This window comes from Paenibacillus sp. FSL R5-0378, from assembly GCF_038009285.1.
Taxonomy (GTDB): domain Bacteria; phylum Bacillota; class Bacilli; order Paenibacillales; family Paenibacillaceae; genus Paenibacillus_AQ; species Paenibacillus_AQ favisporus.
The window spans coordinates 4,385,807-4,407,464 of record NZ_JBBPAY010000001.1 but is presented as its reverse complement, the minus strand read 5'-3'; the positions used below and the strand labels follow the sequence as shown (position 1 = coordinate 4,407,464).

The 21,658-nt window shown below is 51.3% G+C and carries 17 protein-coding genes; 3 read left to right on the top strand and 14 right to left on the bottom strand.

Going from position 1 to position 21,658, the window contains the following annotated elements:
• Nucleotides 1-41 precede the first annotated feature (41 nt).
• From MKY74_RS20435 to MKY74_RS20395, 9 genes are all read right to left on the bottom strand, one after another.
• On the bottom strand, nt 42-1,676 hold the full coding sequence (locus tag MKY74_RS20435) for a thiamine pyrophosphate-binding protein (protein WP_076165581.1): 1,635 nt from the start codon (nt 1,674-1,676) through the stop codon (nt 42-44).
• The gene (locus MKY74_RS20430) at nt 1,673-3,280 is read right to left on the bottom strand and encodes a two-component system sensor histidine kinase NtrB (RefSeq protein ID WP_076165583.1); all 1,608 of its coding nucleotides are present in this window, start codon (nt 3,278-3,280) and stop codon (nt 1,673-1,675) included. Before MKY74_RS20430 ends, MKY74_RS20435 begins: the two co-directional genes overlap by 4 nt.
• A 207-nt stretch (nt 3,281-3,487) precedes the next feature.
• Nucleotides 3,488-4,366, bottom strand: a complete 879-nt coding sequence (locus MKY74_RS20425) for a hypothetical protein (RefSeq protein WP_076165584.1) — start codon at nt 4,364-4,366, stop codon at nt 3,488-3,490.
• A 224-nt stretch (nt 4,367-4,590) separates the two neighbouring features.
• Complete coding sequence (locus tag MKY74_RS20420) at nt 4,591-4,803, bottom strand: hypothetical protein (RefSeq protein WP_076165586.1); 213 nt, start codon at nt 4,801-4,803, stop codon at nt 4,591-4,593.
• A gap of 121 nt (nt 4,804-4,924) precedes the next feature.
• Nucleotides 4,925-5,944, bottom strand: a complete 1,020-nt coding sequence (locus tag MKY74_RS20415; protein ID WP_076165588.1) for an ABC transporter substrate-binding protein — start codon at nt 5,942-5,944, stop codon at nt 4,925-4,927.
• A gap of 16 nt (nt 5,945-5,960) precedes the next feature.
• Nucleotides 5,961-6,722 (bottom strand): ABC transporter ATP-binding protein, encoded by a 762-nt coding sequence (locus tag MKY74_RS20410; protein ID WP_076165590.1) that lies wholly within the window; start codon nt 6,720-6,722, stop codon nt 5,961-5,963.
• 3 nt (nt 6,723-6,725) lie between these two features.
• Nucleotides 6,726-7,805 (bottom strand): FecCD family ABC transporter permease, encoded by a 1,080-nt coding sequence (locus tag MKY74_RS20405; RefSeq protein WP_076165592.1) that lies wholly within the window; start codon nt 7,803-7,805, stop codon nt 6,726-6,728.
• 191 nt (nt 7,806-7,996) lie between these two features.
• Nucleotides 7,997-9,220 (bottom strand): S41 family peptidase, encoded by a 1,224-nt coding sequence (locus tag MKY74_RS20400; RefSeq protein WP_076165594.1) that lies wholly within the window; start codon nt 9,218-9,220, stop codon nt 7,997-7,999.
• A gap of 8 nt (nt 9,221-9,228) precedes the next feature.
• Nucleotides 9,229-9,834: a TetR/AcrR family transcriptional regulator gene (locus tag MKY74_RS20395; protein WP_076165596.1), complete on the bottom strand. Its 606-nt coding sequence runs from the start codon at nt 9,832-9,834 to the stop codon at nt 9,229-9,231.
• Between the two features lie 239 nt (nt 9,835-10,073).
• Here MKY74_RS20395 and MKY74_RS20390 point away from each other — a divergent pair, with 239 nt between their 5' ends.
• The 3 genes from MKY74_RS20390 to MKY74_RS20380 all read left to right on the top strand — a co-directional run bounded on the left by MKY74_RS20390 (nt 10,074) and on the right by MKY74_RS20380 (nt 13,210).
• Nucleotides 10,074-11,555, top strand: coding sequence for a DHA2 family efflux MFS transporter permease subunit (locus tag MKY74_RS20390; RefSeq protein WP_076165598.1), 1,482 nt, complete (start codon nt 10,074-10,076; stop codon nt 11,553-11,555).
• Between the two features lie 153 nt (nt 11,556-11,708).
• Nucleotides 11,709-12,944 carry a cytochrome P450 gene (locus tag MKY74_RS20385; protein ID WP_076165600.1) on the top strand — a complete coding sequence of 412 codons (1,236 nt, stop codon included), beginning with the start codon at nt 11,709-11,711 and terminating at the stop codon, nt 12,942-12,944.
• 29 nt (nt 12,945-12,973) lie between these two features.
• Nucleotides 12,974-13,210, top strand: coding sequence for a DUF362 domain-containing protein (locus MKY74_RS20380; RefSeq protein WP_076165602.1), 237 nt, complete (start codon nt 12,974-12,976; stop codon nt 13,208-13,210).
• Between the two features lie 96 nt (nt 13,211-13,306).
• Here MKY74_RS20380 and MKY74_RS20375 read toward each other — a convergent pair whose 3' ends face one another.
• The 5 genes from MKY74_RS20375 to MKY74_RS20355 all read right to left on the bottom strand — a co-directional run bounded on the left by MKY74_RS20375 (nt 13,307) and on the right by MKY74_RS20355 (nt 21,619).
• Entirely contained in the window at nt 13,307-15,775 is a 2,469-nt protein-coding gene (locus MKY74_RS20375) for a family 43 glycosylhydrolase (protein WP_076165604.1), read from the bottom strand.
• Between the two features lie 115 nt (nt 15,776-15,890).
• Nucleotides 15,891-17,651 (bottom strand): glycoside hydrolase family 2 protein, encoded by a 1,761-nt coding sequence (locus tag MKY74_RS20370; protein WP_076165606.1) that lies wholly within the window; start codon nt 17,649-17,651, stop codon nt 15,891-15,893.
• Nucleotides 17,648-19,681: an alpha-L-arabinofuranosidase C-terminal domain-containing protein gene (locus tag MKY74_RS20365; protein ID WP_076165608.1), complete on the bottom strand. Its 2,034-nt coding sequence runs from the start codon at nt 19,679-19,681 to the stop codon at nt 17,648-17,650. The genes MKY74_RS20370 and MKY74_RS20365 overlap by 4 nt, the downstream gene beginning before the upstream one ends.
• A gap of 59 nt (nt 19,682-19,740) precedes the next feature.
• Nucleotides 19,741-20,640, bottom strand: a complete 900-nt coding sequence (locus MKY74_RS20360; protein ID WP_076165610.1) for a carbohydrate ABC transporter permease — start codon at nt 20,638-20,640, stop codon at nt 19,741-19,743.
• 16 nt (nt 20,641-20,656) lie between these two features.
• The gene (locus tag MKY74_RS20355; protein ID WP_076165613.1) at nt 20,657-21,619 is read right to left on the bottom strand and encodes an ABC transporter permease; all 963 of its coding nucleotides are present in this window, start codon (nt 21,617-21,619) and stop codon (nt 20,657-20,659) included.
• Nucleotides 21,620-21,658: the final 39 nt, after the last annotated feature.

Here is a 21,658-nt window from a genome sequence, read left to right as displayed (position 1 = left end):
TTCTCTCGCGTAATCCGGTCAATTCGGTATGCAAAAATACCTTAATCGAGCTTCATTTGCCGGGCCAAGGTGGAAGGGATCTCCTCTTTGTCCACGATCACGTCAATCACAAAAGGCTTATTGAGCTGCAGTGCCTGTTTAAACACATGCGTAAATTCCCTGAGCGTCGTGCACCGTGCACTGTCCGCTCCCATGGAAGCCGCATACGCTGCGGCATCCAAAGGCTGCTTAAAGACCGTGCCGTCGGTTCTTCCGGTAAACTCGCGCATCCCTTTTAATGCCATATCCAGCTGTCCGTTATTGATGACGATAAAAATAACCGGAAGCTGCTCGGCGACGCAGGTTGAGATTTCGGAGCCCAGCATAAATAAACAGCCGTCTCCCGTCAAGCAGATGACGTTCTGGTCCCTGTCGGCAAATTTTGTACCAATCGCCATCCCGATCGCATTGGCCATCGAAGCAAAATAGGAATCGAAGAAAAAGGTGACGCCCGGCTTTACATCCAGCCAACGGACCGCATGGTACCCATGTGCGCCATCATCGGCAAAAACCGTGGTTTGCTCAGGAATGATATCCCCTACCGCCTGGCAGACTTCCGCGACCGAAAGGGACTGAAGCTCGGGCAGCGGATCATGATACCGCTCACCAACACGCACGTCATCAATCACATTGTCATTCGGATACAGGCGCAGCAGTTCCTCCAGATTCGTTGCGATATCGCCGAACACATGCGTATGCTCAGCCTGGATAATTCCGCCCATAAATTCATAAGAGATATCGAACTGAATGATCCTTTGCGGGAAATAAGAACGGTCTAAACCCGCCAGTGCGGTATCGCTCAACCGCGATCCCATCACCAGCATCAGATCAACACCCGACTCCAGCTGGTGCTTGGCTTTTTGGTGTCCTCCAAGACCAAAAGGTCCGTAATATTGTGCATGCATCGAATGGATGCTCCCCTTGCCACCGGGAGTTGTGACGACGGGAATCTGAAACTGCTCGGCGAACCTGGCAAGGGGCTCCTGAGCTCTGGAGAGGACGACCCCCTTTCCTGCCAGAATGACCGGGTTTCGGGCGGCTCGCACCTGATTCACCACATCCGTCAGATTGGTTGCGGCATAGTTTAGACGGCTTGACGGAATATGGATATTCGTCTCGGCTACCGGCGAAATCATCACATCAAACGGGATGCACAGATGTACCGGACCTTTGCGTCCGGTCATGGCTTCGCGAAGCGCATGATTAAGAATCGCCGGGAAGGTATCGGCGCGGGAAACCATCGTGCTGAACAGCGTAACGGGCTTCATAATTTCCGCCAAATCGATGCCGAATAACGAGGAATCCTGGCATTGCGGGATCCCTGTTTCCGCCGCCGACTGATGTCCCGTGATGAAGAGAACGGGAAGGCAGTTCATTTTCGCATGCGCTGCGGCAGTGACCAGATTGGTCCCTCCCGGTCCTGAAGTTCCGACGACCACCCCCAGCTTTTTCCCCGCAAAAGCATAACCTCCGGCTGCAAAACCCGCCCCGCTTTCATGCCTTCCCAGAATAAATTCGATTCCCTGGTTGCCAAATTCCAGAATCACAGGGGCAACCGATTTGCCCGGAATTCCGAAAGCATGCTGAATATCCAGACTGACCAGCGTTTCAACTAAGAGCTCTACGACATTTTTCACACAGGACACTCCTTTAAAATGCCTGACAAAGGTAATCGGATATTGAATTCCGTTCCTGCACCCAATCTGGAATCGACGGTGATCTCTCCGTTATGATTGTTAATAATGCGGTAGGATACGGATAGACCCAGACCCGTTCCGTTCTCTTTGGTCGTAAAAAAAGGATTCTGTATTTTTGTGAGGTTTTCAGGACTAATACCGCTGCCATTGTCAGAAATAGTGATGGTTAGATGTTTGTTTTGTATGGTAGATTTTAAGGTTACGGCTTCTTTAGGCTGAGACGCTTCAACGGCATTTTGTAAAATATTGATCAGTACCTGCTTAATTTGCGAAGCATCGGCATACAGGATGTCCTGGTCGCCGGTATGGTAATCCCGGATAAACCGGATATCGTGCAGCGCGGCCTGTCCTTCCATAAAATCAAGCACGCTGTCAAGGAACAGATTAATTTCGATCGGCTTGACGATTGGAAAAGAAGGCTTGGACATCGTGACAAAATCCGATACGAGATTTTTGACGCGCACCAGCTCCTCGTGTACGAAACCCAAATAACGGGCCGTGTCCGGGTCCAGCGGCCGCTCGCGGATAATTTGCACAAAGCCCATGATGGAGGTAAGCGGGTTGCGGATTTCATGGGCTAAACCGGCGGCCAGCTTGCCGATGGCCGACAGCTTTTCGCTGACGATGATCTGCTGCTCCAGCAAATAACGTTCGGTAATATCCCGCAGCTGCGCATAGGCGCCTTGAATGATCCCATTTTCAAATATCGGAATGATGTCGGCAAGGCAAACCGTGTGTGTCCCGCCGGCGTGAAAATGAACCTCGATTCCCCGCTGCCGCTGGCCGTTAGCAATCGTTTGCAAAAAAAGCGGTCCGAGCTCCGTAATTTGATAGGAGGACTGTCCGACGGAAATATAATCGGGGATGATGTTCAGGGCGACGTGGTTGAAATCGACTACAATTCCGGATCGGTCAGCCAAAAGAATTCCGGTATCCAAATTGTCGACCATGAGATGGTGCAGATCCAGCTGCCGCTGGTTTGTTTTCCTGAGCTTCAGCTCCCTTCCCATAGATTCCGCCATATTCACAAGCATGGCGAGCTGGTAATTGCTGAAATCAACGATGCTTGTCATCAGGGAGATCGTTCCTTCGCGCACCCCATGATTTCCTGGAACCGAAAAAGGGACGCTGTGGCAGGCCGATTCGTGCAGAACAAGATGATAATGATCCGTCCCCACCGTTTGAAATGGAATTTTGTACTCCAGCGTGATCAGCGTCGCACATATCCCCACCTCTCTCTCAATCAGCAAGCTCCCTTCTTTAATATTCAGCTGTGAAAGTTGTTCTCTAATAATCCGATCACCGAAGGAATCAATTACCAAACCTTTGTCATCCGTGACGACGAATGAAACCATTTGCCCGTTTAGTAATTGAATCGTGTTCTCTCCAAATCCCTTGGTAACCTCCAGAATGTCGGCATATAGCCGCTTCTGTCTCTGTAGATGCTCTTCGGACACGGTTGTTCGGAGTGAGGGAACATCGGTTGGCTGCATTCCATAGGCGATGCAACGTCGTCGAACCTCGGCGAGGTAATTGTTTTCCATGTGGTCGAACCCCCAAATTACGACTGTACTTCCTATATCTTATAGTAAATCTGGCTTAAGGAATATAAATATTTTGGGGATTAGGCAATATTTTCAAAGTTAATGTCGAACAAACAAAGAGACTGTCCCCAGGTCTACGGACCCAAGGACAGCCTCTTCATTGTGTCTAAGATATTCACAAATCATCATGGTTTCAAATCACTGATTTCAAATGGCTTCTTCAACCGAAATCGCTCCGACCGAAGAGGACAGCGTAATGACCGGACCCCCGCCATTGAAGTCGGTAGAACCGCTCGATACACCGGAAATGGTTCCGAGTTCGCTCTGAACCTTCAAGGTGCAAGACAAGGAAGTTGCAAGTGCCGCTTGGACTCCGCCTACATCGGTACCTACCTGAAGAGTGCTGTCCTTCTCCATTTCCTGGATGTCCACACGGACGCTTCCGGCATCCGATCGGATTCTGGATTTCCCTGCAACATGCGCTCCTTCAACGGTTATACGACCAACACTATTTTCAACCTGATACGATCCGTTCAGGTTTTTCATCGTGATGCCGCCGACATCGTTAACAATTTCATAACCGGTGATCCGATCCGGTACGTTGACGACATACTCGATGAACAGCTCGGATTTCCCGAAACGGGACTCTGCCCAATCCCATAAATCTCGTTTGGGATCCCCCTTTGCATGTGTCACGATTTCCATCGTGCCGTTGTTATCCACAATGGAGGTTTCCGCTTGCTCGGCAATATTGCGGTGAGTCTGATCATTTAAAAACCAGATGGTGGTCTCCACGGTGATCTTATTTCCTGTACCCCGTACGAGCGTGATATTCCCTGCTTTATGGTGAATTTGTAGCGATGAATCCGCCCCAACTTCCTGTGCGGCCGTAAGCTGAATGCTGTCACCCTTGCTTTTGATGCTTTCTTCGATACCGCTCACTGTATCCATGACCGTTGTTCCGGCAGTCATTGCCGTTTCGTGCGCCCCCTGCTTGAGCTTTTGTGCAGCATCGTCCACGGTTCCGCAGCCTGCGAGCAGCATGACGGCAAGTACGGCGGTCGTCCCTGTGATTATGTTTTTCATTTGTACCCCCAGTTTCTTCCTGTTTGGTTATGTATAATATTCATTATAAGGAAAATCGCATGGAGCACACCTATCAAAAGGCCAGAGTAATCACTAGACCTTAGTCGAGGATAACGGAATGGACGAGAAGCCCATCAGCCTGCTGGGTATAGATATGAAAGTCTTCACGACAAAAAAACAGCCCGGATCGTTCCAGGCTGTCGTTCGGTATGCTAATGACCCATTCAGCTTTTAGACGGAAGCTGTTTTTCGCTGTTTTTGCCAAAGCCGGACTCATACACGGTAAAAAAGGAAATGTTCGAAGTTTGCACCTGATGCTCATTCAATTCTACCCATTCCTCGCTCTTCAGCCTGGAAATTACACCGCTGACGTCATCGGATATAATATTAAGTGCTTCTCCGCCGACAAAATGAATCGTAATGCTGGTCTCGCTCATCGCTCCCACCTCCCATTCATTTCCTATTGGCATAGTATGGCCCAGGCTGTTACTTCTTATTTACACAAATCAGAAGGAAGGAAATCTGATGGAGGAGCGGCTGATTCTATAGGATATGAAACTATTTAAACAAGTCAGGGTACATTTCTTTCGCCAGCTTTTCCATCCCGTCGATCGTATTGTAGCCATAGCCAAACATATAGTTGTAGTCCACCGCATAGATTTGCTTGTTTTTGATCGCCTTCATGCTGGACAATTTGGGATTCGCATAAAGTGCCTCTTTGAGCTTATCCTGGGTCGTGCCGCCCGTCGTGCTCCAGTCCGGGATGATGAGTACATCCGGGTCTGCCTGAATCAGCATTTCGACGCTGACCTCGCCCGTTTCATTCTTAAAGACATTGTCCAGTTTGACCATTTTGAACGCATCATTAAAAAATGTTTCTTGTTGGGCTGCGTATACGCTCACTTCCTTCGGATCGCTCATATGGAGATAGGCGAATGTTTTCTCCGCTTGGATCCCTGCGAGTTTGGAAGCGATGCCTTCCTGCTTCCCTTTCAGCTCCTGGATGAACGACTCGGCCTTGTCTTGTACGTTAAAAATTTCACCTAGATGTTCAATATCTTTGTAAATCGAGTCATAGGTTCCCCCAGTCACGGACGATTCCAGAACATAGGTTTTGATTCCCATGCCGTTCAAGGTGTCCACCGTACCGACTCCCCAATCGGCGTTATCGAATAAGCCGCCCCGTCCGTAAACCAGGTCAGGATTGGTACCCAGCGTAACCTCTTTGCCGACGTACTCGTCGCTAAGGATATTCAGTTTGTTATATTCCGATTCGACCGCTGGATCCGGTGCCCCGAAATTCGCGCCGACCCCGGCGATTTTGTCGCCAAGTCCAAGGTGAAGCAGCAGTTCCGCTGCCGGGCGGGTATTGGCCATGATGCGTTCTGGCGCCTTATCGAATACCTGCTCTTTTTTCTCCCAGGTCGTTCCGCCTTCCGCCTTCGTGAAATTTTCGATCGTTACCGGATAGTGGCTGGCAGCCTGGGCCTCCGGTTCACTGGTTTTCGCCGCATTTCCGCAGGCGCTGAGCACCAGTATTGCCGCAATCCCGGCAGTCAGCAGCAGATGTTTTTTCACTTGTCTTCCTCCCCTTTTATAGACCATAAGCAAATCCCAACCCGTTCGTAACCGGATTGATATATGTCTTACACTTGATCTGATACAGCGCTTCAATGTTCTCCGGCGTCAGCACCTCTTCAGGCGTGCCATGCGCATATACCTCGCCATGCTTCATCGCATAGAGATAATCGCAGTAATGAGCGGCCATTTCCAAATCGTGAAGCGCGGCCAGCACCCCGATATCCAACCCTTTTACACAAGTCAAAATTTCGAGCTGGTACCGAATGTCGAGATGATTCGTCGGTTCATCCAAAATCATGAATTTAGGCTGCTGTGCGATCGTCCGCGCCAAAATGACCCTCTGCTTTTCCCCGCCGGACAGCGACAAATAGCTGCGCTCTTTATAATCCAGCAAATTCGTTCTCGCCAAAGCTTCTTCCACAATCGCCATATCTTCTGCTTTGTCGGATTCCAGCAGCTTCTTGTGCGGCGTCCTGCCCAGCATGACCATCTGCTGGACCGTTAAATCAAAATTCATCTCATTGAACTGGCCCACGACGCCAAGCCGCTGCGACACTTTCTTTTCGTTCGTTTTCAGCACATCCAGGTCGTCTAAATAAACAGTCCCTTTCTGCGGAACCAGGCTCTTGTATATGCTTTTCAACAGTGTGGATTTCCCGCATCCGTTGGGACCGATCAGTCCAACGAACTGCCGGTTTTTGACCTGGATCGAAACGTTCTTCACGATATCTTTTTTGCCGATCCGGACTTGCATTTCCTTTGCGGTCAACTCCATGTCTCACCCTCCGAAATTGTAGCCTTTTTTCACGATCATGTAGATAAACAGCGGCGAGCCGATCACCGATGTAATGATCCCGATGGGCAGTTCCACATTATGAATCAGCGTTCTGGATAAAATATCCGACCAGATCAGGAACAATCCGCCCAGCAGCAGCGTTCCTGCCGTCAGCCGCTTATGATCCGCGCCAAAGATCCCCCTGCCGATATGGGGAATGATTAAACCGACAAAACCGATCATGCCTGCATAAGCGACCATCGTACCGGTAATAAGCGCCGCGGCGATCATATAAAACTTGCGGTAGGCGCTCAAGTTAATACCGAGCGTAATGGCTGACTCGTCCCCGAGCAGCATCGTATTGAGCACACGGTGCTGCAATAGGAACAATGCGCAGCCGAGCAGTACGACCGCCGCCATGATTGGCGTTTTATCCCAGCTGGAGGAAGCCAGACTGCCCATGGACCAAAATGTGACGGTCTTGATGCCCTCCGCGTTGTTGGCAAAATAAATGACCAGGCTGGAAAAGGAACTGCACAAGGCACCGATGACGACGCCGGATAAGACGAGCTTTACCGATGTCGCTTTACCTCCGATGCTGGATAACACCAGCACGGCAATCGACGTGACCATGGCCCCTGCAAAAGCCCCAAAGGCGACGCCGAACTGGGACAGCAGCGCACCGCTGCCGAATCCGACCAGGATTGCAAAGGTTGCTCCCAAGGATGCGCCAGACGAAATGCCGAGAATATACGGGTCAGCGAGCGGATTTTGCACGACCGCCTGCATGATCGTTCCGCATAAGGAGAGCCCCATGCCGATCAAAAGGGCAAATATAACGCGGGGCATCCGGACTTGCAAAATGATGTTGACGTAGGAGTCGCTCTCGACATGGCTCATGGATCCCCATTTACCGTTGGTCAAGGCATGCACGATGATCTCCCACGCCTGCCTGAAAGGAATATGTACCTGTCCAATCGATACGGAAAAGACAGCGGATAACGCAATTAGAATCATCAAGATCAAAATCACTGCATAATAGCCGCTTCCCAACCTAGTCGTTGTTCCTTCCTTCGTATTCAAGAATTCACCTCCTATCGATGCGTATCGATGTCTGTGTATGTAATGATAATGATTATCATTATCGAATATATTAAGGCATATTCTTCCGCATGACAATCCCTAGTTGAAAAATAAGTTGGGTTTTATGTCCTCACAAAATAATAAAGGCCGGGCACTCTATGCCCGACCTTCGTTTTATTGTCGAATTACAATCATGCATTTTTGATAACCTCAAGCGCCTTCTCCAGCGCTCTGTCCCTTCGTTGATACAGATCTTCTCTCCTCACCGGAACTTCGATATCAGGTACGATGCCGATATTCTCAAATGGGTCCCCGTTTGGAAAATAGGAGCGGATGGCTCCGACCAGCACAACGATATTGCCGTCATCGAAATGCTGAACGAGCGGCTGACCGGTTGAACCGTAAGTCCTCTCTCCGATGATGATTGCTCTTCCGTTGTCAATAAACGGCATGGTAAAGTCTTCGGCTGCAGAACCGGTGAATCGATCCACCAAGATGATGACATTCCCTTGGTAGGAGGTTTCGACCGAAGGTTGCGTATAGTCCGGATCAAATACGGGAAACCGATAATCCGTTGTAAAGGATAGTTCTGCATTCGGATGCCGACGGTATAAAAACTCAGGATGGCGCGCCATCTCTTTCCACCATCGATACGGCCGATTCATAAGTTTGTGGATTAACCTTCCCGGCGTGCTCCCGCCGCCGTTTCCTCTCACATCGATGATGATCGATGAGGCGTGTTGATATTCCCCAATCAGCTCGAGAGCCTTCTCTTCAAACCTCGAATGGTTAAAGCTTGGAATATGTATATATGCCGTTTTGTCTTGCTGCAGCCATTTTCCTGATGTATCGCCATTGTTGTGACTGATATAATCTATAGGCCGACGAGATAACGTAACCGTTCGAGTATGGCCCTGCTCATTCAACAATTCGATATCTGCCTGCTCCTTCATGTAAAAATGCGAAATATACACAGGTAGGCGGCCAGCCATCATACGCCAATCCGTAATCCTGAGCCACTGGTTCAGCTCATTCAGCCAATCATTTATCGATTTGCCAGCAATGGATACCACCATATCTCCGGGGTGGGTAAGCCCGGTGTCGTCTTCCTTTACAAGCCAAGAGCCATCCGACTCCAGCAGTGATAATGGAAACGCCCCGCCATGTGGGAACGGCGCCGCCCTGTCGATATAATTCGAATGAGCGTTACGAAGCTGTCCAAAATACCCCCACATCACCTTTTGAAAATCAGCCCGGTTCTCGGCCGCTGCGGCTTTGTCGAAAAACTCTTTTGCGGCTTCCCCCAATTCATCTGGTGTGATGGCTGCACTCTCCCAGTGCGCAAATGCTTTTTCGGTCATCCGGATCGCTTCCGATAAAATCAACAGCCGCTCTTTTAAAGTTAACTCCTGCATCCAACCATTCACTCTCCCTTCGTTTCAATCCGGCTGCGCGTCAGCAAATAAAACTGCTTGGCGAGAAAGGCCGGTGTGTAAGGCATGTCATTGCGCAGCCAGGCCACGATTGTACCAATGAGGGCTGCCGATCCATGCCAGATGGCGATGTCCTTGGGTATGCCTGCTTTGTAACAAAAAGACTCGGTCCCCATCTCTTCGATTCTTGCCGAAATTAACTCGGTCAGCATATTTAACAGCCTTTCACTGAATATGGGCGCCTTCCGCGATCCCAAGATCACCTTGTAAAATTTGTGATGCTCCGCAATGTGCTCCAAAAGCCGCAGCATCATGAACCAATCCTCTTCCTCGGAAGCCGCCGGTTTTTCCGGCTCGATGCCCACCGCCTGCTTGAAATCTTCAATCATATCGTCGGCCATTTTTTCAAGCATGTCGGGAATATCGCGGTAGTGCAAATAGAAAGTGACACGGTTAATGGTAGCACGTTCGGCGATCCGGCTGATGGACATTTTCTCGATATCCATCTCCTGCAGCAGATCGATAAAAGCATCCTTGATGAGCTGCCTTGTACGAAGCACTCTGGGGTCGGTCGGCTGTTTGGAAACGTCGGGCATTTTTTCCTTCCTTTCTCCTGGCCTGCATAATAGACAATTTAATAGCAATGTGCAGTAATTCTCATCACTAATCAACATTAAAACGGTGAAACGAAAACTAATTTACATTTTTTGTGAAAACGTTGTTTGTAAGCTCCCACGGTTCTGTCTATAATCTCATTTATACAATGTTAATTATCCAACACATTGTAAATTAAGTCTAGAGAGAAAAGAAAGGAAGGAGTAGATTGAGTCATCCTATGGACACAACCAGCAGTTCCGTCAAGAAGGGCCCGATTCTGATCATTATGATACTGGGCGCCTTCCTCGCAACACTGAATCAGACGCTCATGAGCGTGGCCACCCCGGAATTGATGATTGATTTCGACATTTCGGCCACCACGGCTCAATGGCTGACCACCGGCTACATGCTGGTCAATGGAATCCTGATTCCGATTACGGCTTATTTTATGCAGAGGTTCTCCACCCGCCAGCTGTTTCAAGCTTCGATGATGATCTTCCTCGTCGGAACCATCGTGTCCGCCCTCGCGGTCAATTTCCCGGTTCTGCTCACGGGACGCATGATTCAGGCTGCAGGCGCCGGCATCATCATGCCGCTGTTAACCAACGTAATTTTGGTATTGTTCCCTCCGGAAAAGAGGGGCGCGGCTATGGGGATGATGGGACTCGCCATCATTTTCGCTCCGGCGATCGGCCCGACACTTGCCGGTTACATCCTGGAAAATTTCAAATGGCAAACGATGTTCTATGGCATGATCCCGCTTGCCGTTATCGTCATTATCTGCGGCTTTATTTATTTGAAAAACGTGTCGGAGACCGTCCGCTCCAAGATGGACATCATCAGCGTCGTTCTGTCCACAGTCGCATTCGGCACGCTGCTGTACGGTTTTAGCCAGGCAGGGAGCCAAGGATGGTCCAGCTCCGAAGTACTGGTGTCCATTGCTGTCGGTGTGATTGCCCTCGGGAAGTTTGTATGGAGACAGCTGGTTTCCAAGAAACCCCTGCTGGATCTCAGGGCTTTCAAATACAACATGTTCTCCCTGACCACGGTGATCAACATCATGGTTACGATGGTCATGTATGCGGATATGATGCTGCTTCCGTTATACCTGCAAAATGCACGCGGCTATTCCGCCCTGGAATCCGGATTGCTGATGCTCCCGGGTGCGCTTGTGATGGGACTGCTGATGCCCGTCACCGGTCGACTGTTTGACCGCTTTGGCGCCAAATGGCTTGCCGTTGCCGGATTGATCATTACGATCGCAACCACAGCCGGATTCATCAACTTGACGGATCATACCACCTATGCGTATCTGCTGCTCATGTCGACAGGACGCCGGATCGGTATGGCGCTGCTGATGATGCCGATTCAGACCGCAGGTCTCAACCAACTGCCTGCCCGATTAAACGCGCATGGAACAGCCATATCCAACACCGTGCGTCAAGTGGCTGGTGCGGTCGGTACTTCCCTGTTGGTAACGGTCATGTCCGACCGGACGAAAACGCATCTGACGGACATGATGACGTCCGGCGGCGCAGCGGCGAATCAGAAGCAACTGGTGCTTGAAGCGACCATCCAAGGAATTAACGACGCCTACGTTGTCATTATCGGCATCGGTATTGTTGGCCTGCTGCTCTCGTTCTTTATCAAGCGTACGTCTCGGAGTATGGAGCATGCATCCGAAGCTGCGATCCAAAAAGGCGTCGTGAGTGAGGCATAAGGGTTCGCCCATAGTCTTGATCCAACCGTTACAACCGGTAAGCGGACCTTTAGGCATAGGTCATTCGGTCGTGGTTCCTCTGTAGATTATATGTTAAATTAACATATGTTAATTTAAATATATTCCAAATAATTCAAACCGGGAGGGAGTATTATGCAGAAGGAAATTATCTCCTTAGCTAAAATCACCCAATTTCGATCCGCCGTGGAAGAATTCAGTCCCTTTGAATGGTACAGGCACCACTTGGAACATGATCCGATCAGCTATAATGAGGAAACGAATTCCTGGAATGTCTTCCGGTATGAAGATGTAAAAAGAGTATTGAGCGATTACGAGTACTTCTCCAGCGTGAGAGCACGGACGACGATCAGCGTCGGCGCCGATAATGAGGAGGGTCAGCATAACTCCGGGCGGGTCGATCTCAGCTCGGATCCTCCGGAACACCGCAAAAGCCGCAGCCTGCTGTCGGCGGCGTTCACGCCCAGAAGCTTGAAGCTGTGGGAGCCGCGCATCCATGAGGTGGTCAGCCAGTTGATCAAGGACATGGGTGACGACCCGGTCATCGATATCGTCAAGAGCTTCTCAAGCGCGCTGCCCACCATCGTGATCGCCGACCTGCTTGGCGTTCCTTCCGAAGACCGCTTCTTGTTTAAGGAATGGGTCGATCATCTGTTCCTCCCTCTTCCGGCCGACAATGTCGAAGATGTTCAGGAGCTGAAGCGGCAGGCGGCAATAAATTACTACAACTATCTCTATCCTCATGTCATCGCCAAAAGAAGCCAGCTCACCGATGATATTATTTCCGACCTGATCCAGGCCGAGGTCGATGGCGAACGTTTGACCGATGACGAAATCGTCCGGATGACCATGTTCATTCTCGGGGCCGGCATTGAGACGACAAGCCATCTGCTGTCCAGCACGTTCTATTCCTTCCTGTATGATAACGACCAGATCTATGGCGAGGTCCAGGCTAACCGCGAGCTTCTTCCGAATACGGTGGAAGAAATGCTTCGCTACCGGTTCCACATGGCGAAAATGGACCGTACGGTGAAGCAGGATAATAACGTGCTCGGCGTGGAGCTTAAAAAAGGAGACGTCGTCGTCGCTTGGATGAGTGCTGCGAATATGGATAAAGAGGTTTTTGAGGACCCGTTTACGCTGAACATCCACCGTTCCAACAATAAACGGCATTTGACCTTCGGCAACGGCCCGCACTTCTGCCTGGGAGCACCGCTGGCCCGGCTGGAAGCCAACATCGGCCTGGGGCTGTTCATGGACCAATTTGAGCGGATTGAGCCCGTTCCAGGATTCAAGCTGGAAGATCACCTAACCCCATCCGCCGCCGGACAGACGCTGACCTCTTTACCGGTACGCGTGATACGCCGGTAGTAAGCATTTCATCGAAAGGGTGAGACCGAATGCCTTATGTGATTACTTCGGGATGTATTGATGAAAAAGCGGCAGAATGCGTGGACGTTTGTCCGGTAGACTGCATCGAGGAAGGCCCGGACCAATTTTTTATCGAGGCGGATATTTGTATTGAGTGCGGTGCCTGTGAGGTAGCTTGTCCGGTCGGAGCCGTTTTTTACGATACGGATGTGCCGGACGAAGAAAAACATATGATCCAAAAAGCCGAGGATTTTTATAAATCGTGATGATGCGATCATGAGAACAGCCTGCCGATCCAGAAATCGGCAGGCTGTTGCTGTTACGGAGAGTACGCAGAGATCGGGCTACCTTCCTGTTACGACTTACGGCGAAACTTTAAAGTTATCAAAATGCGTATGCTTATTGGCCGTTCTGACGCCTGCTTTGCCATGCGTGAACGGGTTCAAACTGTTGTCCGTATAATCGATTTTCGGTTGGTTCATATCATCCACATAAACTTTCATATTTGTCCCTTTCGCCACCACTTTCATATGGTACCAGGTGTTGGTCGCATAAGTCTGCGGAGCACTTTTGATGAACGTCCAGCTGTAACTCATCTTGCCGAGGTTAACCCCGCTTGTCGTCAAATAGGCGTAGTACCCCTGGAAGGCGTCATAGTTGTTTTGCCCCCGCTCCGTGCCATGGGAAGGATTGGACACCCTGAAGAGCAATCCACCGTCACCTCCAGCGTCGATCATTTTGACGTCGGCTTCGACCGTGTAATCCGCCCAGTTCGCGTCACCGATCGTGGACTTGGCAGGTCCAGAGCTCCCAGCGCTGTACTCGCCATTCTCTACGGCCCATGTCCCTTCAAAGCGCGTCCACCCGTTGTCATTCCCATCGTTAAAGTCATCGCTAAGCGCTGTAACTTGTGCGCTCTTATGAAACGTCATCCGCGAGAAATCGGCCTCACCTTTAACGAATTCGACTCGAAGCTCCCGCTGCCCGGCATTCAGATAGACTCCCTTCTTCGTTACGGTCTGCCAGTTATCCCAGTCCCCTGTGTTTGGCACGTCGATGATTCCAGTTACGTCCGTCGATCCGTCCCACAGGCGGATTTGCACACCGTTCATCGTCGTGGCCATTCGGAAGTCGATATCGTAATAACCGCTTGATTCCACGTTGACTTTGTATTTATACCATTCTCCCGTTTGATTCCAGCCCAGGTTAAACAGCCCTTCGCTATTGAGACGAATATCGCCCGCGTCCGTGCGGTACGCGCCGCCGATATTATTCGCGGTCGTGTCATGATAGGCGACACCCTCGCCTCCTTTCATGTAATGCACCGCTTCGATCGTGCCTGGAACCGGTTTGTAAGCATCCCATGCGCTGCTTCCGTTGACATCGTTACTGACAGCCACATAGCCGAAATCCGCATGCGTATCTTCCGTCAGGACACCGATTTTACCTCCGCCCAAATTGGCCGTCCGAGTCCCTTTCAGCATGCCGTCCACGTAATATTTAAACGTCGTGCCGGACTTCTCAATGCGAATGCTGTGCCATTTCGTGTAATCAAAACCTGCAGGCAGGTCGAACGTTTGCCATGCTTGATCCACACCGTTGATCCGGAAGGACGTCGCAAGGCGGTTATTTTTCGAGCTTAGCAGCGCTACTCCATAATTGTCCTCATCCGTATACGAGAAGGTAGCCCCGTATCTTGGGCTGGCGGAAGTGCCCCGCTTCATTTCTTTCGTATTGAATTCAGCCGTATAATCGGAAGCGCTGGATGCCAACGAAATCTGTTTGTACCAGGTCGTATCCCCGATCGAGTCCTGCCACATCAGCTCCTGATTGTAGATGCCCCAATGGCCGCCGTTGACATTGGTCCACCCGCTGCCGATCGATGTCCGGTCGAAGTAATCGTAGAATGTGGGCATCGCCGGATCCTGCTGCGGCGTTGTTGTCGGTCCCTGAACGATCAGCTTGTCGTTGTTCCAAACGATGCGGTCCATATTCAGATGACGAAGCGGACCGACTACGCCCGGCCCCTCCAAGTTGTGATACACGATGTAATGGGTATCGAGGTTAGGGCCGACCACCACCGTGTTGTGACCAAGTCCCACGGTCGGGCCTTCCGTGCTGATTAACGCCGGATTCAGGCTGTCGGCCGCGTAACCGGACCGCGGACCTGTCGTACTCACCGCATAATCTACCCGGTATCCTTTGCTGAACACGTGATTGCCGGTATAAGTCATATAGTATTTGCCGTTCCGCTTGAAGACGGTCGCCCCTTCGGTCCAGCCTCCCATGCCGACACCTGTAGACGAGCTCGCCCCGATCGAGGTCGGGCTGCTCATCGGTGCTGCATCGATGCGTCCCTGCCCGGCATGATAGAAGCTGAATGATCCGTCGTCGTCGATAAAGACGTGGCCGTCGATCGTTTTACCGAGATTGCCGGTAACGACGTTGAACGGACCGGTAGGACTCGTGCTGCTCAGGACGTAATGTCCTTGGCCTGCCGGCGATGTATACATGTAGAACATGCCGTTCCAATAGACGACCTCAGGCGCATAAGCGCCATGCGTAATCGGGTCCGTTGCGGCCAAACCCCGGTAGGACCAGTTCACCAAGTCTTTGGAGCTCCACACCTTAACGCCGTCATCCGTATCTCTTGTACTCACATACAAATAGTAATATCCGTTAAATTTCAAAACGTAAGGGTCTCCGAGACCATACTGCCCCCATTCGTCAGGCAGTGTTCTCGGGTTTTGATAAGCAGAGGTTTCGGTGGGAACCGTGGTGATCAGGGAAAATGTAACCGCTACCATCATTAGCCATCGCAAGGATTTCACTATGATATTACCTCCCTAATTTGTACGATAGATTATGTTTTTCGTAAATGGATCTGATAACGGGAAGAGCCAAAAGAAATATGATTCTTTTGGCTCTTGGAGTATCGGCGTTCGGTTATGCCATATTGATCTGTTTAATTTTCTCGAGCGGAAATTTTGGCGTACGGTCTTCCTTCAGAATCCCGTTAATCTCCTGCTGTACATCAGTCAGCTGCGTATAGCAGTAGCCAACGATGGAATCGACACTCTTGATCGCCATCGTCAATCCCTCGAACCGGCTCAGAAACTCCTCTTCAGTTAAGACTTGACGTCCGTAACCCCAGCCTTTGTCCGACCGGAACGCAATGCCGCCGTACTCGGTGATCATTATAGGCTGGCCCCGGTATTCATACCCTTCGGCAAAAGCGAATTTCCATTGGTTACAGGTCGTTTCGCATGTTAAGACAGCCTCCAGGTTCGAGTACCGTTTCATGAACCCGTCTCCATTTTCGACATAATCATGCAGTGTCAAAATATCGGATACGGTATGCTCCCAGCCATCATTTGTAATCACCGGCCGGTACGGATCAATCGCTTTGGTCAAATGATAAATGCCCTCGGTGAACTTCTGCTGTCTTGTGTCGCGAAGGATCGAAGCAATCCCCCAAGATTCATTGAAAGGAACCCACGTGATAATGCTCGGATGATTGTACTGCTGCCGGACGATCTCCAGCCATTCCTTCGTAAACGCCTCGACCGCCAGATCGTGGAATTCAAAGGTCGCAGCCATTTCAGACCATACCAGCAGACCTTTTACGTCGCACCAATAGAGGAAGCGGGCGTCTTCGATTTTCATATGCTTGCGAACACCGTTATAGCCCATCGCTAACATGCTGTCGATATCTTCGATCAGGGCTTCCTCGCTCGGCGGTGTCAAATGGCTGTCCGTCCAGTACCCCTGATCCAGGATCAGCCTTTGGTAGATCGGCACGTTATTCAGCAGCACCCGGCCATTTTCGATCGAAATTTTTCTCATTCCAAAATAGGAAAAGACGCGGTCCACCACTTGGCCGTCCAAAGTCAGGACAAACTCAACATCGTACAGATTCGGGTGCTGCGGTGACCAAAGGCATTTTTTCCACGGCCCGTTCGCCTCATGAATCAGATCCACTTCCACCGTCAGGCAGGGGCGGTCAATCACTAAGCTCACCCGCTTCACAGGCTTGCCCTTCAATGTAACGATCGCCTCCAGCCTCAAATCGCCTGAAGTTTCCACCCCCTCCACTTGGTAATCGAAACGGACGATCGACCGGTCGACATCCGGTGTGATTTTGACGGTTTCCAGCCGCTGCTCTTCTACATATTCCAGCCATACCGTCTGCCAAATGCCCGTCGTCTGGACATAAAAGCATTCGAAGTTGTCCTTCGTCCAGCGCTGTTTGCCGCGCGGTTGGGTGCAGCTGTCGCTGTCTTCTGCTTTCACCGTAATTTGGTTATCGGCGCCAAAGACCAAGTATGGCGTGATATCAAAGGAAAAGGCGGCATACCCGCCCTGGTGGCTGCCGGCCATCCGGCCGTTGATCCACACTTTGGCAACGTGATCGACGGCTTGAAAATGCAGGATGACCCGTTTTCCCCCGGCTTCTTTCGGGATATGTACCTTTTTGTTGTACCACACGTAAGGGTGGAACTCTTCGATCCCGATTCCGCTCAGCCGGGTTTCGTACGTAAAAGGAACATTGATCTTATGCGTTTCAACAAACGTCTCCTGCCAGCGTTCCTGTTCTCCCGCGTTATGGTCGTCGAATCGGAAATCCCACACTCCGTTCAGGCTCATCCAATCGCCTCTGACGAACTGCGGCCTGGGATAATCCTTGATATAGCCTCTGGTTGTCATTTTGCCACTCCTGACCTTTGTTCTTTCTTGATTTCTACCGCATACACCGATGTTTTCCGTAAAGGATAACCGTCCTGCCAGGCGGAAACCGGAACGACACGGGGCAAGCATTTGATGCGCTCCGGTTCGAAAACGGAGTTAATGTCTTCGAAAGAGTCGCCTGTGATCTCATGTAAAATAGTGTCACCGAAAGGTTCGAATGAAAGCAGGTCAAGCTTCGCCTTTACTTCATGCAGGCTGCGGTTCACGATCAACAAAGTGATGGCGCTGCCGTCCTCGTTAATACCTGCGGTCACGTCCAAGTCAGGCACCGCATCAAGCCCGATGCGCGTCTGCTTCGGCGACTGCACGGCAAAGGTGCCGCACTCCGCATCCACCGGCAGGATCCGCCGGATGTCCCGGTTGGCGTACAGCTTTAACACTTCATAGGTCGGCGTTCCGTACACTGTAAGCGGCAGGCCGCTCCAGCCGGGCTTCTTGCCGCGGTATTGATCGGCGTAGTAATCGCCCACACGGATGCAGCCGCCAAGCCAACCGTTCACCAGATCGGAGAAGCTGCCGATGTGCACCATATCGCTCCTGCGGAGCATTTCGTTCAGGTTGGCGGCGTTGGCCACGGCGGCCCCCAGCGTGTGCTCATCCGGCAGCCCTTTGCGGACCGTGTTCGGAAAATACATGGTGTTGTACTCGGTGACGGCGAGCTTCACATGGCTGTGCTTCGGATTCGCGCGTATGAGTTCCTCCGCCTGCCGGATATCTTTACGGGTCCATTCCGGGAACGTTGCGATGGCTTTATATCGTTCCTCTGCCGGCGTATCACGGTTCATCCCAAAGCGTCCGAAGCCGTGGTATAAATGCATCGTCAAGTAGTCGATATGTTCGCCCGCAATATCGAGCACCGGCTTGTTCCATTCCGGGTCGGTATGCCCGCAGCCCAAGATGACGATGGACGAGTCGACCGCCTTCATCGCTAGCGCGAACGCCTTGCAGCGCTCGGCGAATTCATCGGCGGAGCAGGTTCCCACCTGCCAGTCGCCCCATACTTCGTTGCCGATTTCCCAATACCGTACGTTGTACGGCTCGGGATGACCGTTCGCCGCCCGCAGTGCGCCCATCGGCGTGTCGATGCTTCCGTTGCAGTATTCCACCCACCGTGCGGCTTCCTCAGCCGTACCGGACCCGTCGTTGACGGAGATCAGCGGTTCCACCTGCAGCTCTTGGCAAAACCGGATAAATTCGTCTGTCCCGAAATACTTGCTCGTCCATCCGCCCCAAGCTTCGTTGTACATCACTGGCCGCTCCAGCACTGGACCCACGCCATGTTCCCAGTGGTATGCGCTGATGTAATTCCCCGAGAGCCGCATCATGCCCGCATTCAGCGGCCGGGCCATATCGATCACCTCGCGTTTCACCAGGCCGATGTTGTCCTCAGGAAGCAGGGATACGTGATCGAGCCACAGCATGCCGGTGGAAACATGGTCGGTCCAGCGGGGATGATCTGCCGGAACATAGACGCGAATCTCCGCGTCGGCGCAGTTTCTGGAGACGGGCAGGCTGGCTTCGTATTCCTGCCAATTGTGGCTTTTGAGCTCCATTTTCACACGCCCAAGAAGCTCCTCGGTCCGCCGGTCCACCGCATCCAGTATGATATAACGGAGCTCAACGGATGCGCGGGCGACAATCCGGACCGTGTATGTCATCGGTCCCTTTAGCGCAGCGTTCTGTGCGATGCCAGCGTAGGCCTCATCGTCGCTCATGATCCGAATGCGCTGAGCGCGGCCTGAATGTCTCAGTGCCGGCGCTTCCAGCGCATATTGCGTATTTCGTCCGTTCGTAAAGGGAAACCAGCTTCCCGACACGGCGCTCTCTCCGGTTTTCTCGCTTTCAAAATCCATATCTCTTAAGGGAAAGGCCAGCATCGCTTCCATATGGTCGCGAATATCTTCCACAAAATGCCCGAAGAGATAGGGGTTAACCGTATGTTCAGCAGGCCGGCTGCAGTCGATTGTTATCGTCGCATTCGTTTGCACAATGTACCTCCATAAATAAGATGTTATTAAACGCCGCCAATAAAGGCGTCTGCCCTTGTCTATCCTTTAATGGAGCCAATCATGACGCCTTTGACAAAATGCCGCTGCACAAAAGGGTACATAATCAAAATCGGCAGGCTGGAAATAATGATGACCGCGTACTTGATACTTTCCGCAAGCAGCACCTTACTCTCCAGTCCGACGTTGCCGTCAACGGCGTCGGTCTGGCTGATCAACAGGATTTCCCTCAGGACAAGCTGCAGCGGATACCGTCCCTCGTCGCGGATATAGATCAGGGCATTAAAAAATGAGTTCCAATGGCCGACGGCATAAAACAGCACCATAACGGCCAGGATCGGCTTGGACAGGGGCAGGATGATGTTGATCAACAGCCGCCAGTTCGAGCATCCGTCGATGTGGGCGGCCTCCTGCAGTTCCCAAGGGATGCTGCTCTGAAAATACGTTCTCATAACGATCAGGTTGTACGTGGAGATCGCTCCCGGAACGATCAAGGCCCACATCGTGTCCAGCATGCCCAGATTTTTGACAAGCAAATAAGTAGGGATCAGCCCGCCGCCAAAAAACATCGTAAGCGTAATGATGACCATCAGCATTTTCCGGCCGGGCAGATCGGGTCTTGACAGCGGATAAGCCGCCAATATGGTCAGGATCATATTGACGATCGTGCCGACTACCGTATAAATGATCGTATTCATGTATCCCGTCCATATTTTTCCGTTATGAAAAATATTCGAGTACGCGTCCAAAGACACGCTTTTCGGCAGCAGCCATACTTCCCCGTTCAGCACCTTCGCCGGGTCGCTGAACGAAGCGCTGACCACGAAAATGAGCGGATAAAGCACGATCAGAATGATAAGCGATGCGATCGTATACACGATCGCATCGAACACCCGCTCATCCCTGGGTCTGCTGATCATAGCAGCAGCTTGTTTAGACATGGCGCATGGTCCTCCTTTACCAAAGGCTCGTTTCCGACGTTTTGCGTGCAAACCGGTTCACCAATAGCAGCAGCACCAGGTTAATGACCGAGTTGAACAGCCCGATGGCCGAGGTGTAGCTGTACTCTCCTTTGAGAATACCGGTCGTGTATACAAACGTGGAAATGACATCGCTCGCCTCAAGGTTCAAATTGTTCTGCATTAGTAATATTTTCTCGAATCCGATGTCCATGAAATGGCCGATGTCCAGGATCAGCATGATCACGATGACGGGAACGATTCCCGGCAAGGAGATATGCCACACGCGCCGCAACCGGGAGGCACCGTCCATCTTCGCCGCTTCGTACAGCTGGGGATTGATCCCGCTGAGCGCCGCGATGTAAATGATGGATTGCCAGCCCATGTTCTGCCATATGTTCGAGCCGATGAAAATCGTTTTAAACCAGCCGGCCTCCTCCAGAAATCGGATCGGCGAACCGCCGAATGCCTCAATCAGCGAATTGATCGGCCCCGTCGTAGGCGAGAGGAATACGTTCAGGATGCCTACGATGACGACGACGGAAATAAAGTGCGGTATGAACGTAATATTTTGCAGCAGCTTACTGAACGACTTGCTGCGAATTTCATTGACAATCAGCGCCAGCACGATGGAAATTGGAAAAGCGATCAGCAGCGAGAACAGATTAATCGATAACGTGTTCCACAGCAGCCGCCCGAAATAATACGAATCGAAAAACCGTTCGAAATGATCGAAGCCGACCCAGCCGCTGCCTATAATTCCTTTGGCGGGGTTGAAATTTTTAAAAGCAATTTGCAGACCGTACAGCGGCCCGTAATGAAAGATCAAATACCAGGCGATCGGCACCAGCAGCATGAGATACAGGTCGTACCGCTTGACCATCTGAATCCATATGCGTCTCCCCCGTCTTGCGGAAACCCGGGATGGAGCGGCCGTCGCCTGGACTTGCGCGCTCTTCATAACCATCTACTCCTTACCTCATGAGGAAATATCATCAAA